The 18,005-nt window shown below is 29.9% G+C and carries 14 protein-coding genes and 1 pseudogene; 9 read left to right on the top strand and 6 right to left on the bottom strand.

Translation table 11 applies throughout. From position 1 onward, the window contains the following. Window positions 1-75 precede the first annotated feature (75 nt). The 6 genes from H527_RS0108925 to H527_RS0108895 all read left to right on the top strand — a co-directional run bounded on the left by H527_RS0108925 (window position 76) and on the right by H527_RS0108895 (window position 10,581). Complete coding sequence (locus H527_RS0108925) at window positions 76-3,303, top strand: SusC/RagA family TonB-linked outer membrane protein (RefSeq protein ID WP_027412388.1); 3,228 nt, start codon at window positions 76-78, stop codon at window positions 3,301-3,303. A 12-nt stretch (window positions 3,304-3,315) separates the two neighbouring features. After that, complete coding sequence (locus H527_RS0108920; protein ID WP_027412387.1) at window positions 3,316-4,770, top strand: SusD/RagB family nutrient-binding outer membrane lipoprotein; 1,455 nt, start codon at window positions 3,316-3,318, stop codon at window positions 4,768-4,770. 446 nt (window positions 4,771-5,216) lie between these two features. Next, window positions 5,217-5,741, top strand: a complete 525-nt coding sequence (locus H527_RS0108910) for an RNA polymerase sigma factor (RefSeq protein ID WP_027412386.1) — start codon at window positions 5,217-5,219, stop codon at window positions 5,739-5,741. Window positions 5,742-5,921: 180 nt separating this feature from the next. Beyond that, window positions 5,922-6,836 (top strand): FecR family protein, encoded by a 915-nt coding sequence (locus tag H527_RS0108905; protein ID WP_035087717.1) that lies wholly within the window; start codon window positions 5,922-5,924, stop codon window positions 6,834-6,836. Window positions 6,837-6,843: 7 nt separating this feature from the next. Further along, window positions 6,844-9,387, top strand: a complete 2,544-nt coding sequence (locus H527_RS21740; RefSeq protein ID WP_051316703.1) for a TonB-dependent receptor — start codon at window positions 6,844-6,846, stop codon at window positions 9,385-9,387. 81 nt (window positions 9,388-9,468) lie between these two features. Then, a complete protein-coding gene (locus tag H527_RS0108895) occupies window positions 9,469-10,581 on the top strand; it encodes a C1 family peptidase (protein WP_027412384.1) in 1,113 nt (370 codons plus the stop codon). A 114-nt stretch (window positions 10,582-10,695) separates the two neighbouring features. On the opposite strand, the gene H527_RS0108890 is transcribed toward H527_RS0108895, so the two are convergent. Both H527_RS0108890 and H527_RS0108885 read right to left on the bottom strand, forming a co-directional pair. After that, complete coding sequence (locus H527_RS0108890) at window positions 10,696-11,115, bottom strand: nucleoside-diphosphate kinase (RefSeq protein WP_027412383.1); 420 nt, start codon at window positions 11,113-11,115, stop codon at window positions 10,696-10,698. A 247-nt stretch (window positions 11,116-11,362) separates the two neighbouring features. Then, a complete protein-coding gene (locus H527_RS0108885) occupies window positions 11,363-12,394 on the bottom strand; it encodes an alkaline phosphatase D family protein (RefSeq protein ID WP_027412382.1) in 1,032 nt (343 codons plus the stop codon). A gap of 77 nt (window positions 12,395-12,471) precedes the next feature. Here H527_RS0108885 and H527_RS0108880 point away from each other — a divergent pair, with 77 nt between their 5' ends. Genes H527_RS0108880 through H527_RS0108870 form a run of 3 tightly spaced genes read left to right on the top strand, consistent with a single transcriptional unit; the run spans window position 12,472 to window position 15,179 of the window. Beyond that, window positions 12,472-13,488: a DHH family phosphoesterase gene (locus H527_RS0108880; protein WP_027412381.1), complete on the top strand. Its 1,017-nt coding sequence runs from the start codon at window positions 12,472-12,474 to the stop codon at window positions 13,486-13,488. Next, window positions 13,485-14,036, top strand: a complete 552-nt coding sequence (gene gldI, locus H527_RS0108875) for a gliding motility-associated peptidyl-prolyl isomerase GldI (RefSeq protein ID WP_027412380.1) — start codon at window positions 13,485-13,487, stop codon at window positions 14,034-14,036. Before H527_RS0108880 ends, gldI begins: the two co-directional genes overlap by 4 nt. A gap of 12 nt (window positions 14,037-14,048) precedes the next feature. Continuing rightward, window positions 14,049-15,179, top strand: a complete 1,131-nt coding sequence (locus tag H527_RS0108870; protein WP_027412379.1) for a peptidylprolyl isomerase — start codon at window positions 14,049-14,051, stop codon at window positions 15,177-15,179. Window positions 15,180-15,394: 215 nt separating this feature from the next. Here H527_RS0108870 and H527_RS0108865 read toward each other — a convergent pair whose 3' ends face one another. The 4 genes and pseudogenes from H527_RS0108865 to H527_RS0108850 form a co-directional block, all read right to left on the bottom strand. Continuing rightward, window positions 15,395-15,772 carry a DUF3703 domain-containing protein gene (locus H527_RS0108865; protein WP_027412378.1) on the bottom strand — a complete coding sequence of 126 codons (378 nt, stop codon included), beginning with the start codon at window positions 15,770-15,772 and terminating at the stop codon, window positions 15,395-15,397. 314 nt (window positions 15,773-16,086) lie between these two features. Next, the gene (locus H527_RS0108860; protein WP_027412377.1) at window positions 16,087-16,542 is read right to left on the bottom strand and encodes a DoxX family protein; all 456 of its coding nucleotides are present in this window, start codon (window positions 16,540-16,542) and stop codon (window positions 16,087-16,089) included. 52 nt (window positions 16,543-16,594) lie between these two features. Then, window positions 16,595-17,160, bottom strand: a pseudogene (locus H527_RS21735) (Crp/Fnr family transcriptional regulator). Window positions 17,161-17,425: 265 nt separating this feature from the next. Continuing rightward, entirely contained in the window at window positions 17,426-17,935 is a 510-nt protein-coding gene (locus H527_RS0108850; protein WP_027412376.1) for a DUF3124 domain-containing protein, read from the bottom strand. Between the last annotated feature and the right edge of the window lie 70 nt (window positions 17,936-18,005).

Below are 18,005 nucleotides of genomic sequence, written 5' to 3'. Positions count from 1 at the left end.
AAAAACAATATCTTTATTATTAGACTAATTTTCTTAATACTTTTTCCCAAATTAACAACAAATCAACATATAATAATGAAATTATTAACGAAAAACTTGATAATACTCTTAGCAGTATTAGTAACACAGCTTTCTTTCGCACAAGAAAGTACTATAACCGGAAAGGTTACAGATCATGAAGGTATGCCTTTACCTGGAGTGAATATTATTGTAAAAGGCAGTAATAATGGAACTCAAACAGATTTTGACGGAATTTACTCCATACAAGCTACTCAAGGAAGTACTCTTTTATTTACTTATCTTGGCTTTGGGGACAAAGAAATTATAATAGGGTCACAAAAAACAATCAATATACAATTAGAAGTTACAACCTCACAATTAGATGAAATAGTTGTTACAGCTCTTGGTATTTCTAGAGACAAAAAATCTTTAGGATACTCTACACAAGAAGTTAGTGGAGAAGATTTAAATACAGTAAAAACTGCAAACTTTGTAAACTCTCTATCAGGAAAAGCTTCGGGTGTACAAATAAAGAGAAATAATAACCTAGGTGGATCTACCAATGTTGTTATTAGAGGTAATGCCTCACTTACTGGTAGTAACCAAGCTTTATTTGTCATTGATGGGGTTCCTATAAATAATACTAATACAAATAACAAAGGTCAAGGTCAAGCCCTAGGAGGATACTATGATTATGGTAATGCAGCATCAGACATCAACCCTGAAGACATTGAATCTATAAACGTACTTAAAGGTGCTGCTGCATCTGCTCTTTATGGATCTAGAGCAGCCAATGGAGTAATCATGATTACTACAAAAAAAGGTGGGAAATCTAAAGGTATGGGAATTACGATTAATTCTGGAATAACTTTAGGCTCAATAGATAAAAGTACGTTTCCTAAATACCAAACGCAATACGGTGCTGGGTATGCTCCAAGTTTTTATCAAAGAGATGTTAATGGAGATGGAACTGCTGATGATTTAACAGTTCGTCATAGAGGTGATGGATCTTATGGTCCTGCTTTTGACTCTAGTCTACTAGTGTATCAATGGGATTCTTTTGATCCTGACTCTCCTAATTATAGAACTGCAACTCCATGGGTAAATGCAAAAAATGGTCCTATTACATTTTTTGAAACTCCAGTGACCATAACAAATTCTGTATCCTTTGACAAAGGATTTGAAAAAGGATCTTTGCGATTAAACTACACTAACTTTGATCAAAGTGGATTATTACCAAATAGTTCTATTAAAAAACATAATTTTTCTATTAATGGTAACGCTAAGCTTACAGATAAATTAACTGTAACAGGGTATGCTAACTATATTAAAGTAGATGGATTGGGTCGTAACTCTACTGGATATGGAGAAAACACAATGAGTACATTTAGACAATGGTGGCAAACTAATGTAGATCTAAAACAACAAAAAGATATCTATTTTAATACTGGGAGAAATGTTACTTGGAATCCTGGAAGCATAGATGCTGGGTCTACTCCTATATACTGGGACAACCCATATTGGACCAGATATGAGAACTATCAAAACGATACTAGAAACAGGTTTATCGGTAACACATCTCTAAATTATGTGGTAACCGATTGGTTTAATATTACTGGTAGAATTGCTACCGATACTTATTCTGAAATACAAGAAGAAAGAAGAGCCAATGGTAGTGTACCAACCCGTTTTGGAATACTTAGAAGTGAAGTTAGTTCTGGATACGGAAGAAGAAATATTCAAAACACAGAAACCAACTATGACTTAATGTTCAATTTTGATAAAAATATAAATGACCAATTGAATATAAAAGGTATTTTAGGAACAAACGTGAGAAGAAATCATTTTCAATCTATCTATTCCTCTACCAGTGGAGGACTAAGTGTTCCTAAGTTATATTCGTTACAAAATAGTAATGATCCTCTTCCTTTACCTGTAGAAAGAGATGAAAAAGTTGGTGTAGATGGTATTTATGCTAGTGCTTCTTTAGGCTACAAAAACACACTTTTCTTGGATGGAACGATAAGAAGAGATCATTCTTCAACTTTACCTGGAGACAATAATACTTTCCTTTATCCTTCTGTTGCTACAAGTTTTGTTTTTTCTAATATTTTACAAACAGATTTAATCTCTTTTGGAAAAATACGAGCCAATTATGCTGAGGTAGGTAATGACGCTCCTTTTGATTTCTTATATGACACTTATGATATAAATACTCCTATTGGTGGATCTAGTACTTCTGTCGACAACATAAAAAAGAATCCAGATTTAAAACCAGAAAGAACTACTAGTTTAGAAATTGGATTAGAAATGAAGCTTTTGCAAAATAGATTAGGTTTTGACATTGCTTATTACAAAAACAATTCTATAGATCAAATTTTTGGAGTGCCAGTTAGTAGAGGAACTGGATATACTTCTAAAATTCTTAATGCAGGAGAAATAGAAAACAAGGGTGTAGAGATATCATTACATGGAAACCCTATAAAAACAGATAATTTCTCTTGGGATGTAAATGTAAATTGGTCTAAAAACGAAAATACAGTAGTTTCTTTAGAAGATGGTATAGAAAATTTACAATTAGGTTCCTTCCAAGGAGGAATTACCATTAACGCTCGAGTTGGACAACCTTATGGTATAATTCAAGGTACAGATTACACCTATATAAACGGACAAAAAGTTGTAGACACAGACAGTGGACAATATATAAAAACAGATGATTCTGATAACGTTATAGGTGACACTAATCCTGATTGGCTAATGGGAATCTCTAATAAATTCAGGTATAAAAACCTAACTTTTAGTTTTTTAATAGACATTCAACAAGGTGGTAGTATTTTTTCTTTAGATCAATATTATGGATTAGGTACTGGACTATATGCAGAAACTGCTTTTATAAATGATTTAGGTAATCCTGTAAGAAATACTTTAGCAGATGGTGGAGGTCTTATCCATCCAGGAGTCAATCCAGATGGATCAGTAAACAGCACTAGAGTTCAAGCTAATGGATATACCGCTTTTGGTACTGATGGTGGTTTTCCTGATTCAGCTTTTATATATGATGCTAGTTTCGTTAAGTTACGTGAAGTTTCATTGACATATACTTTCCCTAAAAAAATAATTGACAGTACCTTCTTAAATGATATTTCTTTTAGTGTGATTGGATCTAATCTATGGATTATTGATAAAAACCTTCCACATGCAGATCCAGAAAGTGGATTAAGTTCTGGAAATCTACAAGGATATTCTGTAGGTTCTTTACCTACTACCAGAGACATAGGTTTTAATTTAAAATTACAATTTTAAAAAAGTAACAAAATGAAAAAAATATTAATTTTAATTACCGCGGTAATTATAGCATCTTGTTCTGATAATTTAGAAAATCTAAGTCAGAATATTAAAGACCCTATAACAGTACCTGGTGAATCTTTATTCACTAGTGCTCAAAAAGATTTGGTAGACCAAATGGTTGATTTAAATGTAAACAACAACAACACTAAACTATGGTCACAATATCTACAACAAACAACCTATTTAAATGAAAGCAGATATGACCAAGTTACCAGAACTATCCCTGCAACCCATTGGAGTATTCTTTATAAAGACGTATTAAAAGATCTAGATGAATCTTCAAAAATTATTTCGGCAACAACTTATCCTTTACAGACTGACAAGGATACCAAAGCCAATAAACTACAAGTTATTGAAATTTTAACCGTATACACATATAGTATATTGGTAGAGACTTTTGGTAACATTCCTTATACTGACGCCTTGGATATTGATAATTTATTACCTACCTACGATGATGGCGAAACTGTTTATAAAGACCTGATAAGCAGACTAACAACAGCTATCAATGCCTTAGATACTAGTAAAGGAAGTTTTGGTAAAGCCGACAATATTTATAATGGAGACGTTAATTTATGGAAAAAATTTGCTGCTTCTTTAAAATTAAGAATGGGAATTTTATTATCAGATGTAGATAATACATTTGCAAAAACTGCAGTAGAAGAAGCCGTTACTACAGGAGTCTTTACTAGTTCTGAAGACAATGCTAACTTCAAATACCTATCCGCTTCACCAAATACAAATCCCGTACACCTAAATTTAGTTTTAAGTGGAAGACAAGATTTTGTTGCGGCATCTACCATAGTAGACATGATGAATACTCTTAATGACCCTAGAAGACCCTTATACTTTAAATTAGTCCCAAAAACCGGGACTTATATAGGCGGAAATATAGGCCAACTTTCCGATATTGATTCTTACTCTAATGTATCTACTAAAGTAGAAGAAGCTACCGCTTCTGGTGTAATTTTAGACTATGCAGAGGTTGAATTTCTATTAGCAGAAGCTGCCGCAAGAAATTTTGCTGTTGGTGGCACTGCAAAAAGTCATTATGATACTGCTATTATTGAATCTATAGAAAGTTGGGGAGGTACTAATGCTGATGCAATAACTTATCTAGCACAGCCAACCGTAGATTATGATACTGTTATTACTAATAGTACTGCCTCTACGCCATGGAAAGAAGCAATAGGTAATCAAAAATGGATAGCTCTTTTTAACAGAGGTTTAGAGGCATACACTTCTATACGCTTTTTAGACTTCCCTATCCTGACAGCTCCTGAAAATGCTAAAACGGGTTTCCCTAATAGATACACATACCCTATTATAGAACAAACTTTAAATGGTACAAACTGGACAGCAGCATCTACCGCTATCGGTGGTGACCTTCCTGAAACTAAATTATTTTGGGATTTAAATTAATTAGAATTTAAAAATATATAATATATTAGGGTGAGATTAATATCTCACCCTTTTTATATAAAACACTACAATAAAAACTTCTAAAAAGAAGGCTCTACTTTCAGAAAATCATACCAGTTGTATTCTGAAATTACTGCTAAAGAAAATTTGCCATTTTTTTGTTTATACGAAGGAGAAAAATTAAGCATCGTATTTGCTCCAGTTCAATTTTTATTTTGAAGTAGAATTTATTGCGGTAAATCCAAAATTTAAATGGTTTTAATCTTACTATTATTATATCATGGATACTGGTCCTTTTATATATTACTTTTTTTTAAAGAGAGAATCTATTTATTTTTTATACATAAACGATTCTTTTAAAAAAACATACCTCTTTACTTTGATTATTATTTCTTTGATAGCATAAAAAAATATTTTATGTTTGATAACACATTTTTATACCCCTAATGCCTGACAATAAAAAATCTACATGTAACGAAAAAGCTTTTGATCAATTTTTTAAAAGCAATTCTAAACTTTTAAGAAACTATATTTATTACAAATTTGGAGACCTAGATCAAGCTGAAGATATTGTTCAAGATGCATTTATTAAATTATGGAACAATTGCTCTAAAGTACCTTTAAATAAAGCCAAAAGTTATATTTACACTATAGCTACTAATATTGGTATCAGTAATACTAGACATCAAAAAGTTAAATTTAAATATAAAGATTATATTATACATCGCACAAGAGATGTTAATAATGAGTCCCCAGAGTTTATATTCTTAGAAAAAGAATATTTAGAAAAATTAAAAAATGCTATTGCCGATTTATCAGAAAGACAAAGAGAGGTTTTTCTTTTAAATAGAATAGATAAAAAAACATATAAAGAAATAGCAGAATTATCCGGAGTCTCTGTTAAAGCTATAGAAAAACTTATGCATAAAGCATTATTAACTTTGCGAAAAAAAATAGGAAATAATATATGAAAAAAATCGATTTACAATAAGGTATTTTTAATCCTAAATCTTGAAGTAAACAAACCTAATATACCTACAGATATATACATTGCTATTAAATCAAAAATCAAAGAGTTAAACTTCTATATAATAAATTAAAAATAGTAGGGTATTTAGTAAATAAAACGTTCACATATATATAACACGATAATGTTAAACGATAAAAAAGACGATATATTTTTATCCAGATGGATGAATAAGGAGCTTTCTAAAGAAGAGATTCAAGAATTTAAATTGCATCCAGAATACAAACATTATATAAAAATAATAGCTGGTGCAGATGCCTTAGATTTAAAAAAATATGATATAGAAAAAGAGCTTTCTAACTTAAAATCTAAAAAACAAGATCCTATCAAAAACAAACCTAATTTGGTTATTAAGTTTTTGCCTTATCTTACTATTGCTGCTTCTATTGTCATTATTTTAGGAATATTTTTATTCAACCCTAATACATCTTTTCACTCCAATTATGGAGAACAATTAACTGTAACTTTACCAGACGGTTCTGAAATGATTTTAAATGCTAAATCTACCGCAAGTTTCAATACAAAAAAATGGAAAGAAAATAGAATATTAGTGCTAGACGGCGAAGCTTTTTTTAAAGTAAAAAAAGGAAGTAAATTTACTGTAAACACCAAAAATGGAAAAATATCTGTGTTAGGAACGCAGTTTAATGTACAATCACAAAATGATTTTTTTGAAGTAACATGTTATGAAGGAAAGGTTACTATCGCTTATCAAAAACAAGTGGAAATCCTTACTGCAGGAAAAGGATACCGAAACTTAAAAAATATCCAACCAAAAAGCTGGAGCTTTATAGATACTACCCCCTCTTGGCTTTCTAACACTAGTTCTTTTAAAAGTATCCCGCTTAAATATGTATTTAAAGAACTAGAAGAGCAATATAACTTACAGATAAAGACTGTTAATATAGACTTAGAAACTATATATACAGGAACTTTCCCTAACAACAATAAAGATATTGCCCTTAAAACAGTTTTTAACACCTTAGGCATAGAGTATCGTATCTCGCAAGATGATGGCAAGACTGTGATATTAGAATAATAGAAAAATGACAAAACTTTTATGGGTATGTTTTTTTTTATTTAGCACCTCTATCTCTTCTCAAGAGAAGGTAATGAGTACTTATATCAATAATAAATTATTACAAGATGCTATCCCAATAATTGAACAATTTTATTCTATTAAATTCTCTTATGTAGATGCTTTAATAAATGATAAAAAAATATCAACTCCTATAAACTCTCAACTTTCATTAAAAAATTTAATTGCAGAATTACAAAAACAAACTAAGCTTTATTTTAAAATAACTGGACCTAATTTTGTTACAATTCGTCCGTTACAAAAAAAAGACACCATATCTATTTGCGGATACATTTTAGATGAAGATAAGAAACCTATCCCAAATATTAGAGTCTTTTTTAAAGCTAACCGAACTAATACTATCACTAATCGAAAAGGATATTTTGAAAATACAGAAGTTTTATATAATTCAGTGATTTTAATTAGCGCTCCAGGATTTCGACAGAAAATATTAAATACTAAATCATTTTTAAATAAAAAATGTAACATAATACGTCTTACCCATTCACAAGAGGAAATTCTTGATGAAGTCTTTATTCAGGAATATTTAGCTAAAGGTATAACTCAAAATAAAAAAGTAATTAATATTGACTTAACTAATGTCGAAGTTCTTCCTGGTCGAACAGAACCAGATATTTTGCAAAGTATACAATTAACTCCAGGCGTTAACAACCCTTTTGAAACAGCCTCTGGATTACACGTTCGAGGAAGCTCTCCCAATCAAAATTTAATTTTATGGAACGGTATAAAAACATATCATCAAGGACATTTTTTTGGAATGCTCTCTGCTTTTAATCCATATGTAGCAAAAGAAGTTAATTTTTACAAAAGTGGTATTAGTGCCAAATATGGAGATCGAATTGCGGGAGTAGTAGACATTAAATCTGAAAATAAAATTGCAAAAAAAATTACAGGGGGAGCTGGTTTCAATATGATCAATGCAGATATTGTTACCCATATCCCTATCATACAAGACAAAATATCACTTCAAGTATCTGGAAGAAGATCTTATACAGACTTATTAGGAACTTTTACCTACAAACAACTATCTGAACGTGTTTTTCAGAATACAAAAATAGCATCTATTAATAATAAAGAGAATAATTTTTTCTATACAGATTATAACGCTAACTTAATTCTAAAACCATCAGACAATAATAAAATTGAAATCAATTCTATCTATAGTAAAAATGACCTAGATTTTAAACAAAGGAATCCTACTACATCTTTTGGTGATGATCTCATAACCGAAACTGAAGGATATAATATTAATTGGAACCACACCCATAATAAAAATTTAGATACTAAAATATCTGGATATTACACAAAATATCTTTTAAACTATCAATTTATAACCGAAAACATGGGATTGCTTAAAGAAGTCGAAACCAAAAAAAATAGTATAAAAGATTTTGGAACAGAATTTGGAATTCATTATAAAATATCTAAACATCATAACATTGCTGGTGGATATCAATTTTCAAACAACAACATACGATATGCTTTTGTAACTTCAACACCCAATTATGAATTGATTTTAGACCAAGATGACCGATTTCTAAATACACATATAGGATATCTTGAATATACGTTTGAAAAACCAAACAATTTTTATGCTTCTGTAGGGATTCGAGCAAATTATTATTCAGAACTTAATCAAACTCTAATAGAACCAAGGCTGTTTATTGAAAAACATATTACCAAAAACTGGAAAATCAATGCCAGTACAGAGTACAGAAGTCAAGCTACAAGCCAAATCAAAGAATCTATAATAAGTGATTTGTCTTTAGAAAACCAAATTTGGACATTAGCAAACAATGATGTTTTTCCTATCATAAAAAGCTATCAACATACTTTTGGTAGCAGTTTTAGTAAAAAAAAATGGTATCTGGACATAGAAGGGTATTATAAGCAAATTGAAGGAATAACCACTCTTACCGCAGGGTTTATAAACCCAATAGATAATACGTATCATACTGGAGAGAGTATGATTTTTGGAATCGATCTTTTTTTAAAAAAGAATTTTAAAAATTATAAAACCTGGATAAGTTATTCTTATATAAATACCAATAACACATTTGATGGTATTAACAATAATGAATCTTTTCCTGGAAATTGGAATATAGAACACACTGTAAAATGGTCTCAGTTTTATAAAATCAATAATTTTCAATTTTCTTTAGGTTGGATATGGCATACAGGAAAAGCTTTTACCAATATATCCCGAGTAGATGAAAGTGGTGAAATTATAATTTTAGAATTTGATAAAATTAATAGTGATAATCTTCCTGTATACCATAGGCTGGATTTTTCTGCTATTTATGATTTTAAAATTAAAAACGCTTCAAAAATAAGATATCGAATCGGTGCATCTTTACTAAACCTGTATAACAGAAAAAACTTATTAAATAGAGAATACAGAACTACTAATACACTTAATAATGAACTTATTAATTCTGATATATTTTCATTAGGAATAACCCCCAACCTAAGTTTTAGAGTGTTTTGGTAGAGGAATAGTAATATTTTAATATAATTTTTAAACTTTCTTCATTTTCTTGTATCTTCTGCGCCTATAAATTATCTAATTATAATGAAAAAAAACACTTTTATTAATTGCATACTCTTTTGTTTATCTATAATAGGATATGCACAAGAAATTCATCCAGATTACACGATCACTGATGAAACCTTTCTTCAATGTAACCCCGTTATTAGTCAAGGAAAAACAGGTACTTGTTGGAGTTTTTCTACCACTTCATATATAGAGTCTGAAATAGTTCGTTTAGGACTAGGAACTCATGATTTATCAGAAGTATATCAAGTTAGAAATACTTATATAGATAAAGCAAAAAATTATATCTTAAGACAAGGCAAAGCTCAATTTAGTGAAGGAGCTCTATCTCATGATGTTATAAAATCTATACAAAATCATGGAGTTGTTCCTAATAAATTCTATACTGGGCTCTCTGGAAACGTTAAAGATAAGCATGATCATAGTGAATTAATTACGTTATTAACTAATATGGTAGACAATGCTGTTACTCATAAAATTCTTTCTGATAACTGGTGGAAAAGTTATGAAGCTATTTTAGATATTTATTTAGGAAAAAGACCTGATACTTTTACGTATGATGGTAAAACGTATACTCCTATAGAATTTGCAAAAAAACTTGGAATAGAAGCAGATAATTATATTACATTAACTTCTTTTACACACCACGCAATTGGCAGCGATTTTATTCTTGAAATTCCTGATAATTTTTCTAACGGTACCTACCATAACGTCTCTCTTAACGAGTTACAACAAGTAGTAGATTACGCACTAAAACAGGGGTTTACTGTTGCTTGGGATGGAGATGTAAGTGAAATAGGATTTTCTCAGGAAAATGGTCTGGCTATTTTAACAGACAAAAAAGAAGATACTGATATATTTAAAGAATACATAAAAGAAGTAAATGTTACTCCTGAATACAGACAAAAAGAATTCGAAAATTACAATACTACAGATGATCATTTAATGCATCTTGTAGGAAAAGGAGTAGATAAAAAAGGGAAAACGTATTATAAAATAAAGAATTCTTGGGGACCTAAAGGAGTACAAAAAGGATATTTATATATGTCTGAAGCTTATTTTAGAATGAAAACTGTAGGGATTTTACTGCATAAAGATGGGATTCCCAAAAAAATAAAAGAAAGAGTATAACATACTATCGATATACAACTTTTAATTATAATCCATTTTGGGGTTTAAATACAAAACAAAGATGCCATTTATACTTACATAAATGGCATCTTTGTTTTGTAAAATGATTTCTGTTTAGAACTGCTCTCTTCCAGAAAAATGAAAAGCTCCTTCGATAGCAGCATTTTCATCACTATCACTACCATGTACCGCATTTTCACTAATTGAAGCTGCATATTTCTTACGAATAGTTCCTTCTGCTGCATCTTCAGGGTTAGTTGCTCCTATTAAAGTTCTAAAATCTTCTACCGCATTTTCTTTCTCTAAAATAGCAGCTACAATAGGACCACTAGTCATATATTCTACCAACTCTCCATAAAATGGGCGTTCGCTGTGTACTGCATAAAATGCTTTTGCATCATCTGTAGTAAGTTGTGTTAATTTCATCGCTACAATTCTAAATCCAGAAGCTGTAATTTGATCAAGAATACCACCAATATATCCTTTTCTTACCGCATCCGGTTTAAGCATTGTAAAAGTTCTGTTTGTTGCCATCGTGTGTGTTTTATTACTTAGCATTTCCACTTTAGGAAACACCTCTAGTTATTGTTTGAGTATTGAAAACTCTTTTTTTAAATTTTGTGCAAAAATATATATAAAAGTATCAAAAACAAGAATTATTATATTAAATCACTGATTCTATGCTCTTCTAAATAAATTAAGAAAATCGAAACAAAGAAAATCAATATTTATTTTTAGAAAAACAAACAATCTTAGAGCAAGTTCATGGAGGATTAAATTGTTATTTTTTAGAATATTGTTTCTTAAACTCTTGTAACACTACATTATTTTCGCCTCGAATCTGCATCGTTACTACATAAGAATCTAAGTCAAAATTCAACACTCCAAAACTAGGAACTGCAATTACATTACCTATTCTGTACTTATTTGACTCCCCATTATAATTAGAATAGGAATGTGTTAAACCACTAGACGTAAAATCTAATAATGGATAGGTAAGCCCTTTTACATTAGTCATAGAAAACTCAGAAATATGCCTATCTCCACTAAGTATTATAGCATTTCGTACTGCTTTATCTACCAAAATATTTTTTAAACGCTCCACTTCACTCGGAAAATTACCCCAGGTTTCAAAACCATGTTCTGAGGATAAAAATTGAATACTGCTAACTATAATAACAAAATCAGAATAATTAGATTCTAATTCTTTTTCTAACCATTTCCATTGTTTTTCTCCCAATACAGTACCTTCTTCATTTTGGTGAGGTTCGTAGCGTTTCCCTTTTATCTCGCTTTTCTTTAAAGAAGATCTAAAATATCTGGTATCCAAAACTATTACTTTAATGCTTCCTTTTTCTACTTCAAATATTTTAGAGCTATAAACCCCTTCTTGAGCTCTTTTAGGATCTTCTGCAGATACTCCCAAAAAATCTAAAAATAATTGCTGACTCTCTTTTTTTCTCCTCCACTCTACTCCACCATCATTTAATCCATAATCATGATCATCCCATGTGCCTAGAATTGGAATAGTTTTTTTTAGTTTTTGATAATCCAGGTTAGTATTTTGTATCGTATAGTTATTTTTCATTATATCCATATCATCTGTATCACTATAGATATTATCCCCTCCCCAAATAAATACATTTGGATTGTTTTTTAAAATTTCTTTCCAGAAAGGTTGCCTGCTATTTTGTTTATTACAACTTCCAAAAGCAATAATAAAATCCTCGTTTCCCTTCTCTAAAATTTCTTGACAAAAAACTATCGAAGTCGAGCAAAAAAACAAAAGAAACAGCTTATTAATATATCTCATTTTTTCTAAATTATTGACTCTATAAAATTAAAACTTCTAATATTACTAAAATATTATTTATCGTATCTTCGCCAACTATGGATACTAGTGATACGAATAAAATAAAAGAATTGCTCTCTACGGCAAAAAACATTGTTATTACAACACATAAAAATCCTGATGGTGATGCTATCGGTTCTAGTTTAGCGTTAAGCCATTACCTTAATAGCATTGGGCATTCTGCAACTGTTATAACACCTAATGATTACCCCGAATTTTTAAAGTGGATTCCTGGCGAAAGTTCTATAGTTAAATATGACAGTAGTGTAAAAACTGCTAATATTATGATTGATAATGCAGATCTTATCTTTACTTTAGACTTCAATCATCTATCCAGAAGTGGTGATCTAGAAACTATCTTAGAAAAGGCGAAAAGCACGTTTATTATGATCGATCATCACCAACAACCAGATACTTATGCCAAATACATGTATAGTGATACAGGTATGAGCTCGACATGCCAAATGGTGTATCATTTTATAGAAAAACTAAATGATCTGGATAAAATCACCCCAGAAATAGCTACATGCATCTATGTAGGTATAATGACCGATACAGGATCTTTTAGATTTAGATCTACAACCAGTACTACGCATAAAGTAATTGCTGATTTAATCGATCATGGTGCAGACAACACTCAGATTCATGAAAAGATTTATGACACTAATACTCTTTCGAGAATTCAATTAAAAGGTATTGCTCTAAACAATTTAAAAGTATTACCAGAATATAAAACTGCATATATTACCATATCTCAAAAAGAATTAGATCAAAATAGTTTTAAAAAAGGAGATACCGAAGGTTTTGTTAATATAGGACTCTCCATTGAAGGTATCAAATTCGCTTTAATTTTTATTGAAAATAAAGGTGACGCAATTATTAAAATCTCTTTACGATCTAAAGGTGATTTTTCTGTAAATGATTTTTCTAGAAATCATTTTGAAGGAGGTGGTCATCATAATGCTGCAGGCGGAAGAAGTTATCTTTCTCTAAATGATACTGTTGAAAAATTTATTAGTATATTACCATCATATAAAAATGCCCTGAATCAATGAGATTAGCTCTTCACACCATTTGTCTTGTTTTTCTATTCTCTTCTTGTAAAACACCCGAAGCTCGTAAACCTATTAATATAAAATCAGGCTCTTTCATTAATGAGTCCATTAACAGAAATAAAGAACTAGCTGCAAAAGAAGAAGCTATAATTCAAAAAATAATAACAAAAGATACAATTCATAAATATATTACCTCAGAAACAGGGTTTTGGTATTTTTACACAAAAAAAGACACTTTATCTAATGTTACCCCAAAATTTGGAGACAAAGTGACATTCAATTATAACATAACCGATCTTAATGGAAACATTATTTATACCCAGAAAGAACTAGATACTATTACATACCATATCGATAAAGAAGAACTTTTTTTAGGTCTTCGTGAAGGATTAAAACTTATGAAACAAGGAGAAATGGTTACATTTTTCTTTCCCTCATATCAAGCATATGGATATTATGGAGACGATCATAAGATCGGAGCAAATATTCCGTTAATTACAAAAGTAACACTCAATACAATCACAAAAGAATCAACAACAGAAAATTAATTACCAATAAAAATGAAAAAATTAAATCTATTATTATTCCTAACTACAATTTCATTAGTTTTTAGTAGCTGCAACGAAAAATATCCAGAACTACAAGATGGTATTTATGCAGAAATCGTAACAAATAAAGGTACTACTGTAGCAAAACTACATTATGATCTTACTCCAATGACAGTTGCTAACTTTATATCTTTGGCAGAAGGCACTAATACTATGGTAGATAGTATTTATAAAGGGAAAAAATACTATAATGGAATCCTATTTCACAGAATTATTAAAGATTTTATGATCCAAACTGGAGACCCTTTAGGTACTGGAACTGGGGATCCTGGATATAAATTTCCTGACGAGATCGTAGATTCACTTTCTCATAAATCAAAAGGAATTTTATCTATGGCTAATTCTGGACCTGGAACTAATGGTAGCCAATTTTTTATAACACTAAAAGAAACTCCTTGGTTAAATGGAAAACATACTGTTTTTGGAGAGATTGTTTTAGGTCAAGATATTATAGATAGTATCGGAGTTGCCAAAACAGGACCAAGAGATAAACCTGAAGAAGAAATAAAAATGTTAGAAGTTAACATTATTCGTAAAGGTAGTAATGCAAAATCTTTTGATACAGAATCTGCATTTACAAACAAGCTAAAGGTTCTTGAAGAAGAAAAAGCTGAAAAAGAAAAAGCTGAAAAAGAAAAAGCTGAAAAAATAGCTGCAAAGTTTAATGAATTAAAAGCTACTGCTACAAAACTAGAAAGTGGCCTTGAAATTGCTTTTGTTAATCAAGGAGATGGAGAACAACCTAAATCAACCGACATGGTTAATGTTAATTATGCAGGATATTTTACAGATGGTAAAAACTTTGACACTAATATTGCTGAAAAAGCTAAAGAACTAGGGACTTTTGACGAACGTAGAGCTGCAGATCCAAGAGGATATGCTCCTATGCCAATGTCTTATTCTCCTGAAGCTAAAATGATTCCTGGTTTTAAAGAAGGCGTACAAAAAATGAAAGTTGGAGATAAAGCTGTACTTTTTATCCCTTCGCATCTTGCTTATGGCGAAAAAGGAGTTGGGCCAATCCCTGCTAATACAGATCTAATTTTTGAATTAGAATTGGTTAGTATTCAAGGTAAAGAATAATATATCCCTTTTAGAAAAGAGGGTGTTTAAAAAAGTAACAACTAAATCTTACTTTTTTAAACACCCTCTTTTTATTTTAATAATAATTTAAAAAACACGATCTCAAATTATAAATGGTATTAGTATAATAATGTTTTTTCTTTTTAAGAATTACAATCCAAAAAGAACAAGAAAATTGTATTATCATCTCGTTTAAAAGCATCAAAATTTACTTCTTAAAGTATTTCTATACCTGCTTTTGTAAAGATATCCCGAATATCTTTTTGAATTGGCAAAGGCTTTAATCCTGATATATTTGATCCTCCTGTATTTCCTACAGGTATTTTTCCTACAAAAGACTTTACTCCACCTATTAGCAATCTCGGTATTTGCCCTATGACTTCCTTTATATTTTTTATTTTTAATCCAAATAAAAGCATTTTCCAATGTATATAACTATGCTCATAAGGATATTTTTGTCCAATCACATGCGCTCTTTCTAAATGGTTCCAAGCTATTGTTAAATTACCTTTTTTATATTGATCATGATATGACATTAATTCTACCTTATAATAAGGCTGCAATGCTTTAGGCATTCTCGTATTTATTTTCATAGAATATCAAATAAGTCTTTTGTTATAATGTATTTTCAGTAAACTACTTTTTTATTTACACAATACAAATAAATAAACCTTATTAATAAAACTCAAAAAAAACAACCTAAAACTAACTGTTATTCATTAGTTTGCATTGCTATTGCAATTAACTAATAATTACTTTTATTATTTTTTACCTAATAACGCTTCTATTGTAAATCCATATATGGATATAAATTACTAAATACCAATCTAAAATAACATTCCCCTTGATCCTATCTATTTTTCATCAATTCTTTTTTATTATGTTAAGATTGATACGCTTTTGGCGGTTATTTATAATATATAGAACTTATATAAACCCAGGAAATAAATACAACTTGAAGAGGGATCCTAAACCATAAATATACTAATCCATTCCCATCATAAGTTCCTTTTTGATAATCTAACTGATCTATAGAAGTTTTTATATTGGCTGGCAGTAATAAAATAAAGAATAGAATTAATAACCATCCAATAATTGGTCTTAACTGTGGAATATGAATACCTATTGCTGCTAAGATTTCGATGATAGCTGTAATATAAATAAATTCTTTTTTTAGCGGAATAAAATCAGGGATCATCATAGCCATCCCACTAGTATATATAAAGTGTCCCAATGCAGTAAAAAGAAGCATTACAGACATTCCTATACGTGCCGAAGCAGAGAATTTATATGTACCATACATAGTTTTTATTGTAAATACTGCTATGATGAAAGTAAAGATTAATACGATAAGTGGTTTCATCTTTTTTTTTACAAACTTCTAAAAAACCAGTAACCCAAACAATGAACCTATGTTAAGAAATTTTTCTGCGAATTCTACTAAGTGCCTGTGGTGTAATACCAATATAAGAAGCTATATATTTTAACGGTATTTCTTTAATCAATTGTGGTCTTTCTGTAAACAAGTCTATATATCTTTTTTCTGCAGAATTGTTGAGAAAAGATTGTTCTCTTTGTGATTTTATTAAAAAAAGATTTTCTGCTGTTATTCTTCCTATAATATTTCCGATTTTAGTTTGAGCATAGACATCTTGTAAATCACCATAGGTCAACCTCCAAAGCACGGTATCAGACAGAGTTTCTATTTGGTATTCACTTGGATTTTGTGTTAGAAATGAGTCATAAGCACTCATAAATTGATTTTCAAAACAAAACCAAAAGTCAGATCATTTTCTTCTTTAGGAATAAATAATCTAATAGATCCTTTTTCAATAAAATTAAGATAATTTTCAATCTCTCCTTTTTTAAGGATTGTTTCTCTTTTTTTATATTGTGCTTTTTTTAGTTTTGAAGAAAATATTTTCCAATCTATATCATTTATTTTTACAATTTGCTCGAAATATTCTCTTATTACATTCATATTACACTTTAATAAGGATTATCTTAAAACCTCAACTGTTTTGTTGAAATCTGAGAAATATCTAAGGAAACTAGCCATACTTTCTAAAATGAGTTGTCCTATTACTATAAAAAACAACAAAATCACAAAGGAATTATAGATGCTCTAATCGCTATTTCTCGTTCATGAATTCTATCGAGTTCTTTGGTTACTTCTATGTATACAGAAACTGATTCTATTGGATCAATTACAGAAAAATATTGTAGTTAAAATCTCTATCATGTTTTTATTTTATACGTTTTGATTGTGTGGTAAAAGAAAGCCCTTGCTGTCCCATTGTAGAACTCATAATCCCTTCAAATAAAGGTTCTGGGCAGTTTTTAGGGATTTTCCATTCTATTATAAAGTTAGATCCTGTACCACCATCAATATCCATTTCGTCAATTATTATTTCGGTAGTTTCCATTGGAGCTAAATAAATAGAATTGTTAAAATATGTCCGAACAGTCTTACCATGAGTATCAAAGTATTCTGCTTTAAGCAAGTAAATTGTATCTAAATCGCTTGTGTTTCGTAGACTAACCATAGCAGTCAAATTATGTGTTGTATGCTCTGATGTACTATAAATCTGCGAATAAATAGAAAGGTATGATTTTCCATATTCTAATGAATCTTTCGTACTTATATTCACTTTTCTTTTTGACCAATTTTCGGGATTTATAGAGCTAATTTCTCTTTTTTTATTACACGCTATAGCCAAAATCACAATTCCTAAAAAGAATATTTTTTTTTTCATTTCTAATATTTTATTATAGCTAATATTATACCCGTACATAATAGCAAGATAAAAAACAAAAAGTTTAGTC

This window comes from Aquimarina muelleri DSM 19832, from assembly GCF_000430665.1.
In the GTDB taxonomy this organism is placed as follows: Bacteria; Bacteroidota; Bacteroidia; order Flavobacteriales; family Flavobacteriaceae; genus Aquimarina; species Aquimarina muelleri.
Note: the sequence above shows the minus strand (reverse complement) of the source record. Positions and strands in the feature narration are given on the sequence as shown.